Here is a 16,609-nt window from a genome sequence, read left to right as displayed (position 1 = left end):
GCGACAATGAACATCACCGAAGCCGATGCCGCCAACGAGCTGATGCGGCTCGCGAAGGCCATCGCCAGGCACAACCGGCTCTATCACGCCGAGGACGCGCCCGAGATTTCGGATGCGGAATACGATGCGCTCGTGCGCCGCAATGCCGAGCTCGAGGCCGCATTCCCGCACCTGATCCGGCCCGATTCCCCGAGCGCGCTCGTCGGCCACGAAGTCGCTGCCTCGCCGCTCAGCAAGGTGCGCCACGAGGTTCGCATGATGAGCCTCGACAACGCCTTCACCGACGAGGAGGTCGAGGAATTCGTCGCGCGCGTCCGCCGCTTCCTGAATCTGCCTGCCGACGCCGAAGTGGCGATGACCGCCGAGGACAAGATCGACGGCCTGTCGTGCTCGCTGCGCTACGAGAACGGCAAGCTGGTACGCGCCGCCACGCGCGGCGACGGGCAAGTGGGCGAGGACGTCACCGCCAATGTCGCCCACATCGCCGATATTCCGCAGGAGCTGAAGGGCGAGGGGCTGTTCGACGTGCCCGGGCTGTTCGAGATCCGCGGCGAGGTCTACATGGCCAAGGCCGATTTCCTCGCGCTCAACGAACGGCAGGCCGAAGCGGGCGACAAGGTCTTCGCCAACCCGCGCAACGCCGCCGCCGGCTCGCTCCGCCAGAAGGACGCCGCCGTCACCGCCGCCCGCCCCTTGCGCTTCCTCGCCCACGGCTGGGGCGCGGCGAGCGAAGTGCCGGCGGCGACGCAGTTCGAGATGATGCGCAAGATCGCGGGCTGGGGCGTGCCCGTCTCGCCGCTGCTGGTGCGCTGCGCCTCGGGCGCCGAGATGGTCGCCCATTACCGCGCCATCCAGCAGGCCCGCGCCGACCTTGCCTATGACATCGACGGCGTCGTCTACAAAGTCGACCGGCTCGACTGGCAGGAACGCCTCGGCTTCGTCGCCAAGGCGCCGCGCTGGGGCCTTGCGCACAAGTTCCCGGCCGAGCGGGCCGAGACGACGCTCGAAGCCATCGACATCCAGGTCGGCCGCACCGGCAAACTCACGCCCGTCGGCCGCCTCAAGCCGGTGCTCGTCGGCGGCGTCACCGTCACCAACGTCACCCTGCACAACCGCGACGAGATCGGCCGCCTGTCCTTGCGCGTCGGCGACCGCGTCGTGCTCCAGCGCGCCGGCGACGTGATCCCGCAGGTGGTCGAGAATCTCACCCCCGGGACCCAGCGCGAGGCCTACCATTTCCCCGACCACTGCCCCGAGTGCGGCTCCGAGGCCGTCGCCGAGGAGGGCGAGGTCGACGTGCGCTGCACCGGCGGCTTGATCTGCCCGGCGCAGCGGGTCGAGCGGCTCAAGCACTTCGTCAGCCGCGCGGCGCTCGACATCGAGGGGCTGGGCGAGAAGACCATTGTCGAATTCTTCGGCCTCGGCTGGCTGGAAAGCCCCGCCGACATCTTCCGGCTGCGCAAGCGCCGCAGCGAGATCGTCGGCCGCGAGGGCTGGAAGGACAAGTCTGTGGACAACCTGTTGGCGGCGATCGAGGCCAAGCGCGCGCCCGACGCCGCGCGGCTGCTGTTCGGCCTCGGCATCCGCCACGTCGGCGCAGTCACCGCGCGCGACCTGATGAAGCGCTTCGTCACGCTGCCCGCGCTGCGCGCAGTCGTCGAACTGGCCCATACCTCCCCGGAACGGGGAGGGGGACCGGCGCAGCCGGTGGAGGGGTATTCGAGCAGCGACGCGGTGGCCGACCTGCTCTCGATCGACGGCGTCGGCCCGGTGGTGGTCGAGGCGCTGGGCGATTTCTTCCACGAACCGCACAACATCGCGGTCTGGGACGACCTGCTCTCCGAAGTCAGCCCGCCGGACTACATCGTCGAGACCCGCGCCAGCGCGGTCGCGGGCAAGACGGTCGTCTTCACCGGCAAGCTCGAAACCATGAGCCGCGACGAGGCCAAGGCGCAGGCGGAATCGCTCGGCGCGCGCGCGGCCGGGTCGGTCTCGCCCAAGACCGACCTGATCGTGGCCGGGCCGGGGGCGGGCTCGAAGCTCAAGAAGGCGGCAGAGCTTGGCATCGAGGTGATCGACGAAGCGGCCTGGGCGGACATCGTCCGCAACGCCGGCTGACCGGCATCCGTGGGGGACCCGGTATGCTCACTGCACTGTTGCTGCTCGCGATGACGCCCGCGCAGGCGCGCCATGCGGTGAAGGTCGCGCCGCCGCCGGTGCGCGCGCTGCTGGTGCGCCAGACCGGCTGCAACCACTTCGCCGGCGAGGAAGCCTACGACGCGGAGCGCGCCGCCTACATCGACGCGCAGGTGCGCAAGCTGCGCTGTCGCACCGTCGAGGAGGATGCGCGCGCGCTCAGGAAACGCTATGCCGGCAATGCCTCGGTCCGGCGCCTGCTGGTCGAGGCGCAAGGCTGGGACACGCTGCCCTGAACGTCGGCTGGGGGAACTTCGAGATCATGGCCCTTCACACCTGGTGGCTGTTCGTCGTCACCGTCTTCTTCGTCTCGGCCTCGCCGGGGCCCAACATGCTCCATGTGATGGCGCGCAGCGTCGAGCTGGGGCTGGCCCGCTCGATGCTGGCGATGACGGGGTGCTTCGTCGCGGTGCTGAGCCTGCTGACCGCCTCGGCGCTCGGGCTCACCGCGCTGCTCGTCGCCATTCCGGGCGCGTTCCTCGTGCTGCGCCTCGTCGGCGCGGGCTACCTGATCTGGCTCGGCTACAAGGCGTGGGTTTCCGACGACGCCCCGGTTGATATCGGCGAGGGCGAGATTGCGCCGCGGCTTTCGGCCGGCAAGGTGTTCCGCACCGCCTTCACCATCGGCATCTCGAACCCCAAGGCGCTGCTCTTCGCCGCTGCCTTCCTGCCGCAGTTCATCGACGCTGCGAAGCCCGAGGCCCCGCAGTTCGGGATCATGGTGCTGACCTTCGGCGTCATCGAGATCTCGTGGTACTTCGTCTATGCGCTCGGCGGCCGCTCGATCGCCACCGCGCTGACGCGCCCTGCGCTCAAGAAGGCGTTCAACCGCACCACCGCTGCCGTCTTCGTCGCCTTCGGCCTTGCCATGCTCGGTTCGCGCGCCTGATAAGGCGCCGAAACGAAAAGGGGACGGGAATGCTCGAAGAACTGGCCGGGATCGGCGCGCAAGCCGGGGCGCTGCTCAAGGCGCGGGGCGAAACCATCGCGGTGGTCGATGGCGCGACCGGCGGGCTGATTTCCGCAGGCCTGCTCGCGATGCCGGGCGCCTCGGCCTATTTCGCCGGGGCCGGCATCGTCTACACGCTGAAAGGGCGGCGCATCCTGCTGGGGCATGAGCCGGGCAGCCTGCGGCAATACCGGTCCGCGACCGAGCCCTATGCCCTGCGCCAGGCCGAGCTGATCCGCGAGCGGTTCGATGCTGCGTGGGGCTTGGCCGAAACCGGCGCGGCGGGGCCGGGCAAGCATCCGCTGGGCGTTGCCTCGGGCACCAGCGCGATCGGCCTCGTCGGACCGGGCGGCCTTGCCGCCTCGGTGCTCGTCGAGACGGGCAGCGAGGACCGGCTCGGCAACATGCAGGCTTTCGCGAGCGCCGCGCTCGCGCTGCTGCGCGATACGCTCTCGCGCGCCTGACGTCTTACTCGGGCACGTAGTTCGGCCTGCGCTTCTCGAGGAAGGCGGCCATCCCCTCGGCGAAGTTCTTGCTGCCGGCGGTCATCAGCTGGTTGCGGTTCTCGAGCGCCATGACGTGTTCAAGGCTCGAGCCGTCGACCGAGACGTTGATGCCTTCCTTGGTCATGCGCAGCCCCATCGGCGAAGCGGCAAGCAGGTCCTCGACCCAGCTTTCGCCCGCCTTCTCGAGCTGGTCGTCGGGCACCACTTCGGAAACGAGGCCGACCGCCAGCGCGCGCGGGGCATGGATGAAGCGGCCGGTCAGCATCAGCTCCGAGGCGATCCCGGCGCCGACGATGCGCGGCAGGAAGTAGCTGACGCCCATGTCGCAGCTCGACAGGCCGAGCTTGATGAAGGCGGCGTTCATCCGCGCGCTTTCCCCCGCGATGCGGATGTCCGAGGCGAGCGCGAAGGCAAAGCCGCCGCCGCAGGCAGGGCCATGGATCAGCGAGACGATCGGCTGCGGGCAGCGGCGCATCTTGATGTAGACGTCGGCGAGCCAGCCCTGGAAGCCGAAGCCGCCGCCAAACGGGATTTCGCCGCGATCCGAGCTGCGTTCCTTGATGTCGAGCCCGGCGCAATAGGCTTTGCCCGCGCCGCGCATGACGACGACGCGGACGGTGCGGTCGTGGTAGAGCTTGCCGAAGTAGTCGTTGAGCTCGCCGACCATTTCCGACGAGATCGAATTGAGCGCCTCGGGCCGGTTGAGCGTGAGCCAGTCGGCGCTGCCGCGCTTCTCGATCGCAATCGTGTTGTAGCCCATCGCCTCGCACCTCTCTTAATCAGTTGATTAAGTCAGGCGGATAATCGAGGCGAAGGCGCTCCGCAAGCTGCTACCAGCGGCGCGACCATTCGGGCAGTGCGCCGACGCGGGTCGCGCGGGAGCTGCCGCCGCTGCGCCGCCGCAGCCACAGGATCGACCAGTCGCCGCGCACCATCCGCGCGGCAAGGCGCAGGCCGGCGCGGCGATAGGCGGCGCGCACCGCTGCCTCCTGCGTTTCGAGCAGGCCGGCGAGCAGCACGCTGCCGCCCGGCGCGACCGCGGCGGCGAACTGCGGGGCAAGCTCGACCAGCGGCCCGGCGAGGATATTGGCGATCAGCAGGTCGTAGGGCGCCGCCGCGGTCAGCAGCGGGTGGTCCATGCCGCCGGCGATGACCATGGCGAGCCTGCCCGGCCCGTCACCGAGGGCCACGCCGTTGGCGTCTGCGTTGTCGGCGACGACCGGGCCGCAGACCGCGTCGATGTCGCTCGCGACGGCGCGGGCGCGGGGCCACAAGTGCATCGCGGCGAAGGCGAGCAGGCCGGTGCCGGTGCCGATGTCGGCGAGGTTGCGCACGACCACGCCTTCGCGCTTCATGTGGTCGAGCATGACGAGGCAGCCGGCGGTGGTCGCGTGCTGGCCTGTGCCGAAGGCCTGGCTGGTGGGGATCACGAAGTTGCGGACGCCCGGCCGATCTAGCGCGGGATATTCGGGCGTATGGACGTGGAAGCGGCCCTCGCGGATCGGTTCGACGCCATGCTGGCTCAGCGTGACCCAGTCCTCGTCGGGCAGCTTCTCGACGACCAAGTCGACCTGTCCATCGCCGAACAGGGCAGCGACGGCGGCCTTGTCGCCCTCGCCCGGCTCGCGGCCGAGCCAGGCTTCCAGTTGCCAGTCGTCGGGCTTGTCCTCGGCGATCTCGCTGCCGGCGATGACGATGTCGGCGTCCCAGTCGAAGGCGTCCTCGTGCGCGACGAGCGCGGCCTGGACGATGTCGCGCGGGGCGAGGACGGTGATCTTCCAGCTTTCCTCAGCGGACATAGCTGGCTCCGTTGGCGTCGATGGTGGCGCCGGTCATGCTCGGCGGCGCATCGAGCGCGCAGAAGGTGGCGATCGCGGCGATCTCGTCGGGCGTGGCGACGCGGCCCAGCGGAATGTCGGCGAGGAGGCCGGGGCCGCCGCGGCTCGCGAGATAGTCGCCCGCCATGTCGGTGTCGGTGAAGCCCGGCGTGATGGCGAAGCTTAGCACGCCTTGCGCGGCATAGCCCCGCGCGATCGTCTTGTGCATCGCGATCATCCCGCCCTTGGCGGCGGCATAGTGCCAGTGCGCCGGGGAATCGCCACGGTATCCGGCGCGGCTCGCAATGTGGACGCAGCGGCCGGCGAAATCGCGCTCCAACCAGTGCCGCACCGCGAAGCGCGACAGCTGCGCGGCCGAGGTGAGGTTGATGCGCAAGGTATCCTCGAAGCCGTCGAGCCAGACGATGTCGGATGCATCGAGCGGGTTCGCCTCGAACAGGCCGGCGTTGTTGACCAGCACGTCGATCGCGCCTCCCGCCGCCTCGAGCGCCTGCTGCCAGAGCGCTTGCGGGGCGTGAGGCTCGGCGAGATCGGCGCCGATGACGCCGGGGGAGGGGCGGCGGCCGTGGCGGATCACGCGGGCGCCGCGCGCTTCGAGCGATGCGGCGATGGCCGCGCCGATGCCGCGGGTCGAGCCGGTGACGAGGATCGTCGGAGCGGAGGCCGGAGATAGGGTGCTGGTGGTCATGCGCCCCTCTAGGGCATGGATTTGCGGGGCCGCAACAGTGCTTTGCGCCTTGCACTTTCGGCGCAGTTGCACGACCGGACATTTCGACTAATACGAATCGCGATCCGGCCGTGCCCTTGGCGCGGCGCACAATCTTGACCGAGGGGGTTACCATGGCGCAGGCGCGCAGCAACCGGCCGCTTTCACCACACCTGCAGATCTGGCGGTGGGGTCCGGCGATGCTGGTTTCGATCCTGCATCGCATCACCGGCAACGGCATGGCGTTCGCAGGGATCGGCCTGCTGCTGTGGTGGGTCGGCGCGATCGCGAGCGGGCCCGAGGCCTACGCGACGTTCCTCGACTATGCCTGGACCGGCGCATCGGGCGGGATCGCGGTGCTTACCGCGCTGCTCGGCAAGGTCGTCCTGGTCGGCCTGACCTGGGCCTTCTTCCAGCACGCGGCGAGCGGCGTGCGTCACCTCTTCCTCGACGTCGGCGCGGGCTACGAGCTCGAGTCCAACGCGCGCTGGTCGACGCTGACGCTGGTGTTCTCGGTGCTCGCCACCATCCTGTTCTGGGCCTTCGTGCTGCTGCGCTGAGGCGCCGGCACGATACCGAACCTCACATAGCAGAGGGTTTCCATGGGTAACGGTACCTCCATCGGCCGCGTCCGCGGGCTCGGCTCCAGCCACCAGGGCACGCATCACTGGCTGCTCCAGCGCCTCACCGCGGTCGGCAACCTCGTCCTCATCCCCTTCCTGATGCTCAGCCTCGCGCTGCTGCCCTCGCACGACTATGCGACGGTGCATGCCTGGGTCGCCAAGCCGATCCCGTCGACCGCGCTGATCCTGATCATGCTCAACACCATCACCCATGCCCGCCTCGGCGTGCAGGTGATGCTCGAGGACTACATCCACGAGGAAGGCGGCAAGGTCGCCGCCTGGCTGCTGGTCAACATCGTGCCCTTCGCCGCTGCCGCCTTCGGCATCATCTCGGTTATCCGCATCGCTCTCGGGGGCGCCTGAGCCATGACTGCTTCGACACAGCCTGCCTACAAGATCATCGACCACACCTACGACACCGTCGTCGTCGGCGCGGGCGGCTCGGGCCTGCGCGCCACGATGGGCTCGGCCCAGGCGGGCCTGCGCACCGCCTGCATCACCAAGGTGTTCCCGACCCGCTCGCACACCGTCGCGGCGCAGGGCGGCATCGCCGCGAGCCTCGGCAACAACTCGCCCGACCACTGGACCTGGCACATGTACGACACCGTCAAGGGGTCGGACTGGCTGGGCGACCAGGACGCGATCGAATACATGGTCCGCGAAGCCCCGGCGGCGGTCTACGAGCTCGAGCACGCGGGCGTGCCGTTTTCGCGCAACCCCGAAGGGACCATCTACCAGCGTCCGTTCGGCGGCCACATGCAGAACATGGGCGAGGGCCCGCCGGTGCAGCGCACCTGCGCCGCCGCCGACCGCACCGGCCACGCCATGCTTCACGCGCTCTACCAGCAGAGCCTGAAGTACGACGCCGACTTCTTCATCGAGTACTTCGCGATCGACCTGATCATGGAAACCGGCGCCGATGGCGTTCCGGTCTGCCGCGGGGTGATCGCGATGTGCATGGACGACGGTTCGATCCACCGCTTCCGCAGCCACGCGGTGGTGCTGGCGACCGGCGGCTACGGCCGCTGCTACTTCACCGCGACCTCGGCCCACACCTGCACCGGCGACGGCGGCGGCATGGTGCTGCGCGCCGGGCTCCCGCTGCAGGACATGGAGTTCGTGCAGTTCCACCCGACCGGGATCTACGGTGCGGGCGTGCTGATCACCGAAGGCGCGCGCGGCGAGGGCGGCTACCTCACCAACTCCGAGGGCGAGCGCTTCATGGAGCGCTATGCGCCTTCGGCCAAGGACCTTGCCAGCCGCGACGTCGTCTCGCGCTCGATGGCGATGGAAATCCGCGAAGGCCGCGGCGTGGGTCCGCACAAGGACCACATCTTCCTGCACCTCGACCACATCGATGCGGGCGTGCTCGCCGAGCGCCTGCCGGGGATCACCGAGAGCGGCAAGATCTTCGCCGGCGTGGACCTTACCCGCCAGCCGCTGCCGGTGGTGCCGACCGTCCACTACAACATGGGCGGCATTCCCTGTAATTACCACGGCGAGGTCGTCACGATCGGCGCCGACGGCAACCCCGAGACGGTCGTCCCGGGCCTGTTCGCGGTGGGCGAGGCGGCGTGCGTGTCGGTGCATGGCGCCAACCGCCTCGGCTCGAACTCGCTGATCGACCTCGTGGTGTTCGGCCGCGCGACCGGCCTGCGGCTCAAGGAGCTGATCAAGCCGGGCACCGCGCACAACGCGCTGCCCAAGGACAGCGCCGACCTCGCGCTGACCCGCCTCGACCACTTCCGCAACGCCAAGGGCGGCTCGCCGACCGCGCAGGTCCGCCTCGAGATGCAGCGGACGATGAGCCAGCACGCCGCGGTGTTCCGCACCGACGAGCTGATGGCCGAGGGCAAGGTCAAGCTCGCCGATACCTACAAGCGGATGGAGGACATCAACGTGTCCGACCGCTCGCTGATCTGGAACTCGGACCTGATCGAGACGCTCGAACTCGACAACCTGATCGCGCAGGCTTCGGTGACGATGCATTCGGCGTTCAATCGCAAGGAAAGCCGCGGCGCGCATGCGCACGAGGACTTCCCGGACCGCAACGACGCCGAGTGGATGAAGCACACCGCCGCCTGGTTCGAAGGCTGGGGCGGCAAGGGCGGCGCGGTCAAGCTCGACTACCGCCCGGTCCACGAATACACGCTGACCGACGACGTCGAGTACATCAAGCCGAAGAAGCGCGTGTACTGACGCCGGGGCGCCCGCGCGCTTCGGAAACGGCATCACGGGGGCCGCGGATCGGACGATCCGCGGCCCCTTCTGCATGGCGATTCGCGGCTGGCGGGACGCTTGCGACGCCGGGCAAGTTTACACAGTTGACACAGTCCAGAAGGAAAATTCGCCAGAGGCCCGATGAGCCGGACTTCGCGGGCAAGTCGTTGAAGGGACGATCCTTTCCGGCCATGATCGCGAGCTTGCGCCAAAAATGCCCTTGTAGGAAAGTGCTTAATACCTGACATGCGCGTCAGGAACGCATCCGGCCGACTCTGGCGACGAAATCTGACGCACGCGTCAGGAACGAGGGCGCCTCTTTGCGAGGGGCAGCCGCGGCCCTTGCCACTCGCTCCCGCGGACGTTCGTCAGGCGGCGCGATGCGTTCGTCGATCACGCCGGGCGCCGGGCCGGGGGAATGCTAGGGCCGAGCGGGGTTCGGGGGAGCCCTGCTGAAGAGGACCCAGCATGCCCATTCCCGCCCGTCCGCTGCTGCTTGTCGTCGCGAGCCTTTCCGCTGCCGCCCCGGTGGCGCTGGCCGCGGCCGAGACGCGACCGCGCGACTGCCCGGCGCCGCCCGCGCCACCGCAGCCCCCAGCCCCGCCATCGCTGCCCGAAGGTCTTGCGCCCCCGGCCCCGCCGGCGCCGCCTGCGCCTCCCGCTCCGCCGGAGCCGCCCGTACCCCCGATCGCATACGAGGAGCGCGACATGTCCGAGATCATCGCCGACAGCCAGCGCGAGGCGCTCGCCGCCATCCGGGAAGCGCGGCACGAAGTGGAGCGCGAGCCGAACATGCCGCGCGACATCCGCGCGAGGGTGCTGGCCGAACTCGACGCCGCGGTGCAGCGGGTCGAGCGCGAATTCCGCAGCGCGAGGGATTGACCGGGCCGCGGGTGTGCCCGGCGGGTTCGGCTGGTCCTAGCGGCGCTGCTGCCTGGGTTCGGCCGAACGCCGCTCGGCGTCCTTCGCTGCGACTTCCTTCGCGCGCGCCTGCTTGATCAGCGCAATGTCGGCGGCCGACGCGGCGCGCGCCGGATAGCGGCAGCCCTTCTGTGCGCCGACGCCCTTGAGGTAGGCGCGCCGCACCGAGCCCGCGTAGAGCGCGATCGCCCATTGCCGCTCGTTTTCGTTGGCGCCGGAAATCTCGCGGATCACCCCGCCGAACGGGATCAGCGAGCCGACCACCGAGCGGGCGATGTTGGCGACGGTGTTGCCGCGCTTTTCACCGAGCGACTTGTCCTGCGCGATGTCGATGTCGTCGCCCAGCACCGCGTCGAGACGGCGCACCTCGGCCTGGATCGCCGGGCAGCCGCGCAAGCCCGCAGTGCCATAGGGGTTGTTTCGCGCGGCGATCAGGAGCGGCGGAACCTCGTCCTTCCGCAGGTTCACGTCGGCGAGCGGCTTGGTGATGACATCGGTTGCGGTGACGTTGTCGGGGTCGACGACGGTCTGCGCCCCGGCCCCCTGCGCGGCGAGGACGAAGGCCGCCGTCGCGGCAAGGCCGCGATGGAAAAGGGTGATCGTTTTCATGAAGAGTTTCCACGTTTTGGCAGCACTACGCAGCACGCCCCCGGGGGTTCCCCTCAAGACGCCATGTCGGCGAAGGTGTTGCAGGCCTGCACGTTGCCGCTGTCGAGCCCCTTCTTGAGCCATTCCATCCGCTGCGCCGAACTGCCGTGGGTGAAGGCGGCTTCGACCGGGCGGCGGCCGGCGGCCTTCATCAGCGTGTCGTCGCCGATCTGGTGCGCGGCGGTCAGGCCCTCCTGGAGATCGCCCGGTTCGATCCGGTCGCGGTTGTTGGCGGCCCAGACCCCGGCGTAGCAATCGGCCTGCAGCTCGAGCCGGACCGAAAGCTGGTTGGCGCGCGAGGGGTTGCGCCGCTGCGCCTGCTGGACCTGTTCGGACAGGCCGGTGAGGTTCTGGATGTGGTGGCCGTATTCGTGCGCCATCACGTAATCGCGGGCGAAGTCGCCGCCGGCGCCCATCTTCTTGTCCATCTCGGTATAGAAGTCGGTGTCGATATAGATGCCCTGGTCGGTCGGGCAGTAGAACGGTCCCATCGCGCTCTGCGCCGCGCCGCAGCCCGACTGGCCGGCCTGCGAATAGAACACCAGCTTGGGCGCGACGGGCTGAATCCCGGCCTGCGCCAGCAGCGGGCGCCAGGTCTTGTTGAGCGAGGACAGCGCGTTGCAGCTTTCCTTGCTGAAGGCGTTGACGTTGCAGCTTTCGGCCACGGTTTCGCCCCCCTGGCCGGCGCCGGGCGCCTCCAGCGCCGACTGGCCGCCGCCGCCCAGCAGGTTGCCGAGCCCGCCGAACAGAGCAAAACCGATCACCACGACGATCACGCCGACGATGCCGAAGCGGCTGCCGACGAAGGCAAGGATGCCGAGCGGCAGGCCGCCGCCGCCGCCGCCGAAGCCGCCGCCGCTGCCGCGCTGGTCCTCAACCCGGATGGAATCGTCGTAGTCGTCGAGACGCATGGTCGGTCCTCTCGTGTGGCGGGCGATCGCGGCGCCTGACAAAGCCAAAATGCACGCGGACCATAAGGTTCCGCAAGTCTTGCGCGGCGCCGGGCGGGCTCGCCATCACAAATCGTTCATGGCCGCTGCTTGATCGGGAACTTGCGGTAACGCTACGGCTTTGACAGTCAGGGTCGTGCGGCAGGCCGTTTGGGGGCGTCGATGAGTCGTTGGGGATTGCGGCGGACGACTGGGCGGGGCGCGGTTCGCGTGCTCGGCGCGCTCGTCGTCGCCGCCGTCGCCGCCGTCGCCGCCGCCGCCGTCGCTGTCGCGGCGGCTCCGGCCCCGACCCCGGCCCCGACTACGGCGAAGCGCGAGACGCCGCTCGAAGGCGCGCTGCGTCAGCACGTCGAAACGCTGGCGGGCGATGCGTTCGAGGGGCGCGAGCCGGGTACCCCGGGCGAGACGCTGACGCTGCGCTATCTTGCCCGGCAGTGGTTCGACATCGGTCTCGAATCCGGCACCAACGACCCGGCGCATGGCTGGTTCGCGCCGGTCGAGGTGGTCGAGCGCGAGCCGCTGTCGTTCCGCGCCAGCTTCGCCAAGGGGCGCAAGCGCGTGGTCGTGCCGCAGGATGGGGCGCTGATCGTCACCTCGGGCATCCGCAGCCTGGTCGAGGATGCGCCGGTGCTGTTCGTGGGCAGGGCCGCCGGCCGCACCCCGCCGCGCACCGACCTTGCCGGGCGGATCGCGCTGATGCTCGACGGCGGCGAGAGCGACGGCGGCGGCGATGCGCGGGCCGACCGCCTGCTCGATGCCGGGGCGGTGGCGGTGCTGATCGTGCTCGACGCGCGCCGGACGATCGAGGAGGTGGCGGCGCGGCGCCGGCGTGCCGGCTATGCGCTCGCCGGCGAGGGGCTGGGCGACGAGATCGAGGGCTATGTCAGCCCCGCGGTCGCGCGCTCGCTGCTGTCGGTCGCGGCAAGCGCCGCGTCGCTCGAGGACCTGCAGCGCGAGGCCGATGCGCCCGATTTCGCGCCGCGGCTGCTGGGCGTGACCGGAACGCTAGAGGCGACCAGCCGCGAGACGCGGATCAGCACGCACAACCTGATCGGCAAGCTCGAAGGGCGCAATCCCAAGGCGGGCGCGGTGCTGTTCATGGCGCATTGGGACCATTTCGGGCGCTGCGCCGAGCCGCCGGCCGAGGACCTGATCTGCAACGGCGCGGTCGACAACGCCAGCGGCCTTGCGGTGATCACCGAGACCGCGCGCCTGCTGTCGCGCGCAAGGCCGCTCGACCGCGACGTCTATTTCCTCGCGACCACCGGCGAGGAGCTGGGGCTGCTGGGCGCGCTCGCCTTTGCCGAGAGCCCGCCGCTGCCGCTCGACCGGATCGTGGCGGTGTTCAATGTCGACGGCACCGGGCTGGTGCCGCGCGGACTGCCGTTCAGCGTCGTCGGCAAGGGCGCGACCGCGCTCGATCCCGGCATTGCCGCGGTGGCGAAGGCGATGCGCCGCAAGCTGATCGCCAACGACGACGCCAATGCCTTCGCCCGGCGGCAGGATGGCTGGGTGTTCCGCCAGCACGACGTGCCCGCGGTGATGGTCAGCACGAGCTATTCGGATCCCGCACGCCTCGAAAGGTTCATGGAGGAGGACTACCACCGGCCCTCGGACGCGCCGGGCAAGGTGCAGTACGGCGGGATGGCAGACGACGTGCTGATGCAGGTCGAGCTGGCGCGCTATTTCGGCGATGCGCGGCGCTATCCCGGCCCTGCGGCGCAGGCCCTGCGTACCCCCTAGCGGAATGCGGCCCGCTTGATTACATGGGCCGCCACGAATCTCCCCGGACAGGAAGTGGCGACCAGCATGGAAATCCCTCTCGGCCTTACCTTCGACGACGTGCTGCTGCGTCCCGCCGAGTCGGACATCCTGCCCTCGATGGCCGATACCCGCACGCGCCTGACGCGCAGCATCGCGCTCAACATCCCGGTGATCTCCTCGGCGATGGACACCGTGACCGAAGCCGACATGGCGATCGTGATGGCGCAGCTGGGCGGGATCGGCGTGCTCCACCGCAACCTGACGGTCGAGGAACAGTGCGCCGCGGTGCGCGCGGTCAAGCGGTTCGAGAGCGGCATGGTGGTCAACCCGATCACGATCTCGCCCGACGCCACGCTGGGCGAGGCGCAGGCGATCATGCTCGCCAACCGGATCAGCGGCATCCCGGTGGTCGAGGCGAGCGGCAAGCTCGTCGGCATCCTTACCAACCGCGACGTGCGCTTTGCCGACAACCCGGCGCAGCCGGTGCGCGAGCTGATGACCCACCAGAACCTCGCCACGGTGAAGGCGGGCGTCAACCAGGAGGACGCGCGCCGCCTGCTGCACCAGCGCCGCATCGAGAAGCTGCTGGTGGTCGACGACGACTATCGCTGCGTCGGGCTGATCACGGTCAAGGACATCGAGAAGGCGGTGACCTACCCCTCCGCCACCAAGGACGAGGCCGGGCGGCTGCGCGTCGCCGCCGCGACGACGGTCGGCGACAAGGGCTTCGAGCGCACCGAGGCACTGCTCGCCGCGGAATGCGACGTGATCGTGATCGACACCGCGCACGGCCACAACCGCGACGTCAGCCGCGCGGTCGAGCGGGTGAAGAAGCTGTCCAATTCGGCGCAGGTGATCGCCGGCAACGTGGCCACGGCTGAAGCGGCGCGGGCGCTGTGCGATGCCGGCGCCGATGGCGTGAAGGTGGGGATCGGGCCCGGCTCGATCTGCACCACCCGGATCGTCGCGGGCGTCGGCGTGCCGCAGCTCACCGCGATCATGGAAGCGGCCGAGGCGGCCGACAAGCTTGGGGTGCCGGTGATCGGCGACGGCGGCCTGCGCACCTCGGGCGATGCCGCCAAGGCGCTGGCCGCGGGCGCATCGGTGGTGATGATCGGCTCGATGCTGGCGGGCACCGAGGAAGCGCCGGGCGAGACGTTCCTCTACCAGGGCCGCGCCTACAAGTCGTACCGCGGGATGGGTTCGGTCGGCGCGATGGCGCGCGGCAGCGCCGACCGCTACTTCCAGCAGGACATCAAGGACCAGATGAAGCTGGTGCCCGAGGGCATCGAGGGCCAGGTGCCGTTCAAGGGCCCGGCCAAGGACGTGATCCACCAGCTCGTCGGCGGGATCAAGGCAGCGATGGGCTATACCGGATCGGCGACGATCGACGACCTGCGGCACAATGCGCAGTTCGTGCGGATCACCAATGCGGGCCTGCGCGAAAGCCACGTCCACGACGTGACGATCACCCGCGAGGCGCCGAACTACAAGGTCGGCTGAGTGGGGTCGGCCGAGCAGCGCTCGTGACGCCAGCGGCGCGGGTCCAGGCGGCGATCGACCTGCTCGATGCCGTGATCGCGGCCGCGCGCTCCGGCGGGGCTTCGGCCGATCGCGTGGCCGGCGAATGGCTGCGGGCACGGCGCTTCATTGGTTCCAAGGACCGGCGCGCGATCCGCGACCTCGTCTGGGCGGCGATCCGCGTTTGCGGCGACGTGCCCCGAAGCGGGCGCGCGGCGATGCTGCGGCTGGCGCAGGGCGATGCGGCGCTTGTCCATCTGTTCGACGGTTCGACTTATGGTCCGGCGGTGGTTGCGCCGGGCGAGCCGGTGGCCGAAGGCGGCGTCGCGCCGGGGTGGCTGGTCGAGGCGCTCGAGGCCTCGGGGCTCGACGCGGCGGAACAGGCGGCGCTGCTGGACAGGGCGCCGCTCGACATCCGCGCCAATACGCTGAAGATCACGCGCGAGGCGCTGGCGCTGCGCCTGCCGGTGGAGAGCGCGGCCGTGCCCGCGCGCAACGGGCTGCGGCTCGCGACCGGCGCGGCGGCGGAAAGCTGGCCGGAATATGCGCAAGGGCTGTTCGAGGTGCAGGATGCGGGCAGCCAGCTGACCTGCGAGGCCTTTGCCGCGCAGCCGGGCGAGACGATCGTCGACCTTTGCGCGGGCGCGGGCGGCAAGACGCTGGCGCTGGGCGCGGCGATGGAGAACGCAGGGCGCCTCGTCGCCTGCGACATCGACCGGGCGCGGCTGTCGCGGCTGCCCGAGCGGGCGACCCGTGCGGGCGTGCGCGCGGAAACGCGGCTGCTCGATCCGGGCAAGGAACGGGCGGCGCTGGCAGACCTTGCCGGCCAGTGCGACGGCGTGCTGGTCGATGCGCCCTGTTCGGGGACGGGCACCTGGCGGCGCAATCCCGAGGCGCGCTGGCGGCTCTCCCCCAAGGCGATCGCGCGCTATGCGGCGATGCAGGACGGCGTGCTCGACGTCGGCGCCGAGCTGGTGCGGCCGGGCGGGCGGATGCTGTTCATCGTCTGCTCGCTGCTCGATGCCGAGGGCGCCGAGCGGGTCGAGGCGTTCCTTGCGCGGCATCGCGAATGGCGAGCCGAGACAACGGCCTGCCCGCTCGGGCGCCCGCGCGGAAAAGGGTGGCGGCTGACCCCCGGGCAAGACCGTACGGACGGGTTTTTCTTCGCAAGCCTGCGGCGGGTGTGATAGGTGTCTGCGATGGTCGTTCGGGGGTCTCGCAAGCCGGAGAACCGGCTCAAGGAGTTTTTGATGCGCTACACGCCTGCTGCCGCTGCCCTGTCCCTGCTGGTTCTGGTCACCGGAAGCATGGGCGCGGCGAAGGTGAGCGAGGCGATCGACCCGCGCGCGCAGATCCTGCTCGACGACGGCAAGGCGCAACTCGCCAAGGGCGCGGTCGATGCCGCGACCGACAGCTTCGAGGCGGCGCTCGCCGTGGATCCGGGCTACCCCGCGACCTACATCGCGCTGGGTGAAGCGGCGCGCCGCGCAGGGCTGCAGGGCAAGGCGATCCACTACTATCGCGAGGCGCTCGAACGCGATCCCAACAATCTGTCGGCGATTTCGGGCGAGGGCGGGGCGCTCGCCGAGAAGGGCGCGCTCGAGAAGGCGCGCGCAAACCTTGCGCGGCTCGAAGGGCTGTGCGGCAAGGGCTGCGCCGAGACCGAAGCGCTGAGCGCAGCCATCGCCAAGGGCGCCGCGCCCCGCGTGGTCAGCGCCGAGGCGGTCAAGCCGCAGCCGACGGTCGAGAACAACTGACGCGTCGCGT

General features: G+C 70.0%; 17 protein-coding genes. 12 read left to right on the top strand and 5 right to left on the bottom strand.

The features are described from left to right. The first annotated feature begins 6 nt into the window (after window positions 1-6). From ligA to K3A85_RS09980, 4 genes are read left to right on the top strand one after another with little or no spacing between them, the layout of a single operon-like run. A complete protein-coding gene (gene ligA / locus K3A85_RS09995; RefSeq protein ID WP_225206367.1) occupies window positions 7-2,118 on the top strand; it encodes an NAD-dependent DNA ligase LigA in 2,112 nt (703 codons plus the stop codon). Between the two features lie 23 nt (window positions 2,119-2,141). Then, a complete protein-coding gene (locus tag K3A85_RS09990; protein WP_225206366.1) occupies window positions 2,142-2,432 on the top strand; it encodes a hypothetical protein in 291 nt (96 codons plus the stop codon). A gap of 26 nt (window positions 2,433-2,458) precedes the next feature. After that, window positions 2,459-3,085 carry a LysE family translocator gene (locus tag K3A85_RS09985; RefSeq protein ID WP_225206365.1) on the top strand — a complete coding sequence of 209 codons (627 nt, stop codon included), beginning with the start codon at window positions 2,459-2,461 and terminating at the stop codon, window positions 3,083-3,085. Between the two features lie 29 nt (window positions 3,086-3,114). After that, a complete protein-coding gene (locus K3A85_RS09980; RefSeq protein ID WP_225206364.1) occupies window positions 3,115-3,609 on the top strand; it encodes a CinA family protein in 495 nt (164 codons plus the stop codon). 4 nt (window positions 3,610-3,613) lie between these two features. Here the strand turns inward: K3A85_RS09980 and K3A85_RS09975 are convergent, their stop codons facing one another. The 3 genes from K3A85_RS09975 to K3A85_RS09965 all read right to left on the bottom strand — a co-directional run bounded on the left by K3A85_RS09975 (window position 3,614) and on the right by K3A85_RS09965 (window position 6,177). Next, entirely contained in the window at window positions 3,614-4,411 is a 798-nt protein-coding gene (locus K3A85_RS09975; RefSeq protein WP_225206363.1) for an enoyl-CoA hydratase/isomerase family protein, read from the bottom strand. 70 nt (window positions 4,412-4,481) lie between these two features. Continuing rightward, entirely contained in the window at window positions 4,482-5,450 is a 969-nt protein-coding gene (locus K3A85_RS09970; RefSeq protein WP_225206362.1) for a 50S ribosomal protein L11 methyltransferase, read from the bottom strand. Then, the gene (locus tag K3A85_RS09965; protein ID WP_225206361.1) at window positions 5,440-6,177 is read right to left on the bottom strand and encodes an SDR family NAD(P)-dependent oxidoreductase; all 738 of its coding nucleotides are present in this window, start codon (window positions 6,175-6,177) and stop codon (window positions 5,440-5,442) included. The genes K3A85_RS09970 and K3A85_RS09965 overlap by 11 nt, the downstream gene beginning before the upstream one ends. Before the next feature lie 152 nt (window positions 6,178-6,329). Between K3A85_RS09965 and sdhC the strand changes: the two genes are divergently transcribed. The 4 genes from sdhC (at window position 6,330) to K3A85_RS09945 (ending at window position 9,920) form a co-directional block, all read left to right on the top strand. Beyond that, entirely contained in the window at window positions 6,330-6,755 is a 426-nt protein-coding gene (gene sdhC / locus K3A85_RS09960) for a succinate dehydrogenase, cytochrome b556 subunit (protein ID WP_225206740.1), read from the top strand. Between the two features lie 42 nt (window positions 6,756-6,797). Then, window positions 6,798-7,181, top strand: coding sequence for a succinate dehydrogenase, hydrophobic membrane anchor protein (sdhD, locus tag K3A85_RS09955; RefSeq protein ID WP_225206360.1), 384 nt, complete (start codon window positions 6,798-6,800; stop codon window positions 7,179-7,181). Window positions 7,182-7,184: 3 nt separating this feature from the next. Then, the gene (sdhA, locus tag K3A85_RS09950) at window positions 7,185-9,017 is read left to right on the top strand and encodes a succinate dehydrogenase flavoprotein subunit (protein ID WP_225206359.1); all 1,833 of its coding nucleotides are present in this window, start codon (window positions 7,185-7,187) and stop codon (window positions 9,015-9,017) included. Window positions 9,018-9,746: 729 nt separating this feature from the next. Beyond that, window positions 9,747-9,920 carry a hypothetical protein gene (locus tag K3A85_RS09945; protein WP_225206358.1) on the top strand — a complete coding sequence of 58 codons (174 nt, stop codon included), beginning with the start codon at window positions 9,747-9,749 and terminating at the stop codon, window positions 9,918-9,920. A gap of 36 nt (window positions 9,921-9,956) precedes the next feature. On the opposite strand, the gene K3A85_RS09940 is transcribed toward K3A85_RS09945, so the two are convergent. Together K3A85_RS09940 and ypfJ are read right to left on the bottom strand one after the other, a co-directional pair. Continuing rightward, complete coding sequence (locus K3A85_RS09940) at window positions 9,957-10,568, bottom strand: hypothetical protein (RefSeq protein WP_225206357.1); 612 nt, start codon at window positions 10,566-10,568, stop codon at window positions 9,957-9,959. 53 nt (window positions 10,569-10,621) lie between these two features. Continuing rightward, window positions 10,622-11,518: a KPN_02809 family neutral zinc metallopeptidase gene (gene ypfJ, locus K3A85_RS09935; protein WP_225206356.1), complete on the bottom strand. Its 897-nt coding sequence runs from the start codon at window positions 11,516-11,518 to the stop codon at window positions 10,622-10,624. 249 nt (window positions 11,519-11,767) lie between these two features. On the opposite strand from ypfJ, the gene K3A85_RS09930 reads away from it, so the two are divergent. From K3A85_RS09930 to K3A85_RS09915, 4 genes are all read left to right on the top strand, one after another. After that, window positions 11,768-13,300: a M28 family peptidase gene (locus K3A85_RS09930; protein ID WP_225206355.1), complete on the top strand. Its 1,533-nt coding sequence runs from the start codon at window positions 11,768-11,770 to the stop codon at window positions 13,298-13,300. A gap of 66 nt (window positions 13,301-13,366) precedes the next feature. Beyond that, entirely contained in the window at window positions 13,367-14,824 is a 1,458-nt protein-coding gene (gene guaB, locus K3A85_RS09925; RefSeq protein ID WP_225206354.1) for an IMP dehydrogenase, read from the top strand. Window positions 14,825-14,847: 23 nt separating this feature from the next. Beyond that, on the top strand, window positions 14,848-16,029 hold the full coding sequence (locus tag K3A85_RS09920) for an RsmB/NOP family class I SAM-dependent RNA methyltransferase (RefSeq protein ID WP_225206353.1): 1,182 nt from the start codon (window positions 14,848-14,850) through the stop codon (window positions 16,027-16,029). A 63-nt stretch (window positions 16,030-16,092) separates the two neighbouring features. Next, window positions 16,093-16,599, top strand: coding sequence for a tetratricopeptide repeat protein (locus K3A85_RS09915; RefSeq protein WP_225206352.1), 507 nt, complete (start codon window positions 16,093-16,095; stop codon window positions 16,597-16,599). The last annotated feature ends 10 nt before the right edge of the window (window positions 16,600-16,609 follow it).

This window comes from Novosphingobium huizhouense (assembly GCF_020179475.1).
Classification (GTDB): Bacteria; Pseudomonadota; Alphaproteobacteria; order Sphingomonadales; family Sphingomonadaceae; genus Novosphingobium; species Novosphingobium huizhouense.
The sequence above is the reverse complement of the archived record's forward strand: the minus strand, read 5'-3'. Positions and strand labels throughout refer to the sequence as shown.

What these genes read in the sequence shown, in the direction of transcription:
- ligA (WP_225206367.1), top strand. Translation starts at nt 7, where the DNA reads ATGAACATCACCGAAGCCGATGCCGCCAACGAGCTGATGCGGCTCGCG.
- K3A85_RS09990 (WP_225206366.1), top strand. Translation starts at nt 2,142, where the DNA reads ATGCTCACTGCACTGTTGCTGCTCGCGATGACGCCCGCGCAGGCGCGC.
- K3A85_RS09985 (WP_225206365.1), top strand. Translation starts at nt 2,459, where the DNA reads ATGGCCCTTCACACCTGGTGGCTGTTCGTCGTCACCGTCTTCTTCGTC.
- K3A85_RS09980 (WP_225206364.1), top strand. Translation starts at nt 3,115, where the DNA reads ATGCTCGAAGAACTGGCCGGGATCGGCGCGCAAGCCGGGGCGCTGCTC.
- K3A85_RS09975 (WP_225206363.1), bottom strand. Translation starts at nt 4,411, where the DNA reads ATGGGCTACAACACGATTGCGATCGAGAAGCGCGGCAGCGCCGACTGG.
- K3A85_RS09970 (WP_225206362.1), bottom strand. Translation starts at nt 5,450, where the DNA reads ATGTCCGCTGAGGAAAGCTGGAAGATCACCGTCCTCGCCCCGCGCGAC.
- K3A85_RS09965 (WP_225206361.1), bottom strand. Translation starts at nt 6,177, where the DNA reads ATGACCACCAGCACCCTATCTCCGGCCTCCGCTCCGACGATCCTCGTC.
- sdhC (WP_225206740.1), top strand. Translation starts at nt 6,330, where the DNA reads ATGGCGCAGGCGCGCAGCAACCGGCCGCTTTCACCACACCTGCAGATC.
- sdhD (WP_225206360.1), top strand. Translation starts at nt 6,798, where the DNA reads ATGGGTAACGGTACCTCCATCGGCCGCGTCCGCGGGCTCGGCTCCAGC.
- sdhA (WP_225206359.1), top strand. Translation starts at nt 7,185, where the DNA reads ATGACTGCTTCGACACAGCCTGCCTACAAGATCATCGACCACACCTAC.
- K3A85_RS09945 (WP_225206358.1), top strand. Translation starts at nt 9,747, where the DNA reads ATGTCCGAGATCATCGCCGACAGCCAGCGCGAGGCGCTCGCCGCCATC.
- K3A85_RS09940 (WP_225206357.1), bottom strand. Translation starts at nt 10,568, where the DNA reads ATGAAAACGATCACCCTTTTCCATCGCGGCCTTGCCGCGACGGCGGCC.
- ypfJ (WP_225206356.1), bottom strand. Translation starts at nt 11,518, where the DNA reads ATGCGTCTCGACGACTACGACGATTCCATCCGGGTTGAGGACCAGCGC.
- guaB (WP_225206354.1), top strand. Translation starts at nt 13,367, where the DNA reads ATGGAAATCCCTCTCGGCCTTACCTTCGACGACGTGCTGCTGCGTCCC.
- K3A85_RS09915 (WP_225206352.1), top strand. Translation starts at nt 16,093, where the DNA reads ATGCGCTACACGCCTGCTGCCGCTGCCCTGTCCCTGCTGGTTCTGGTC.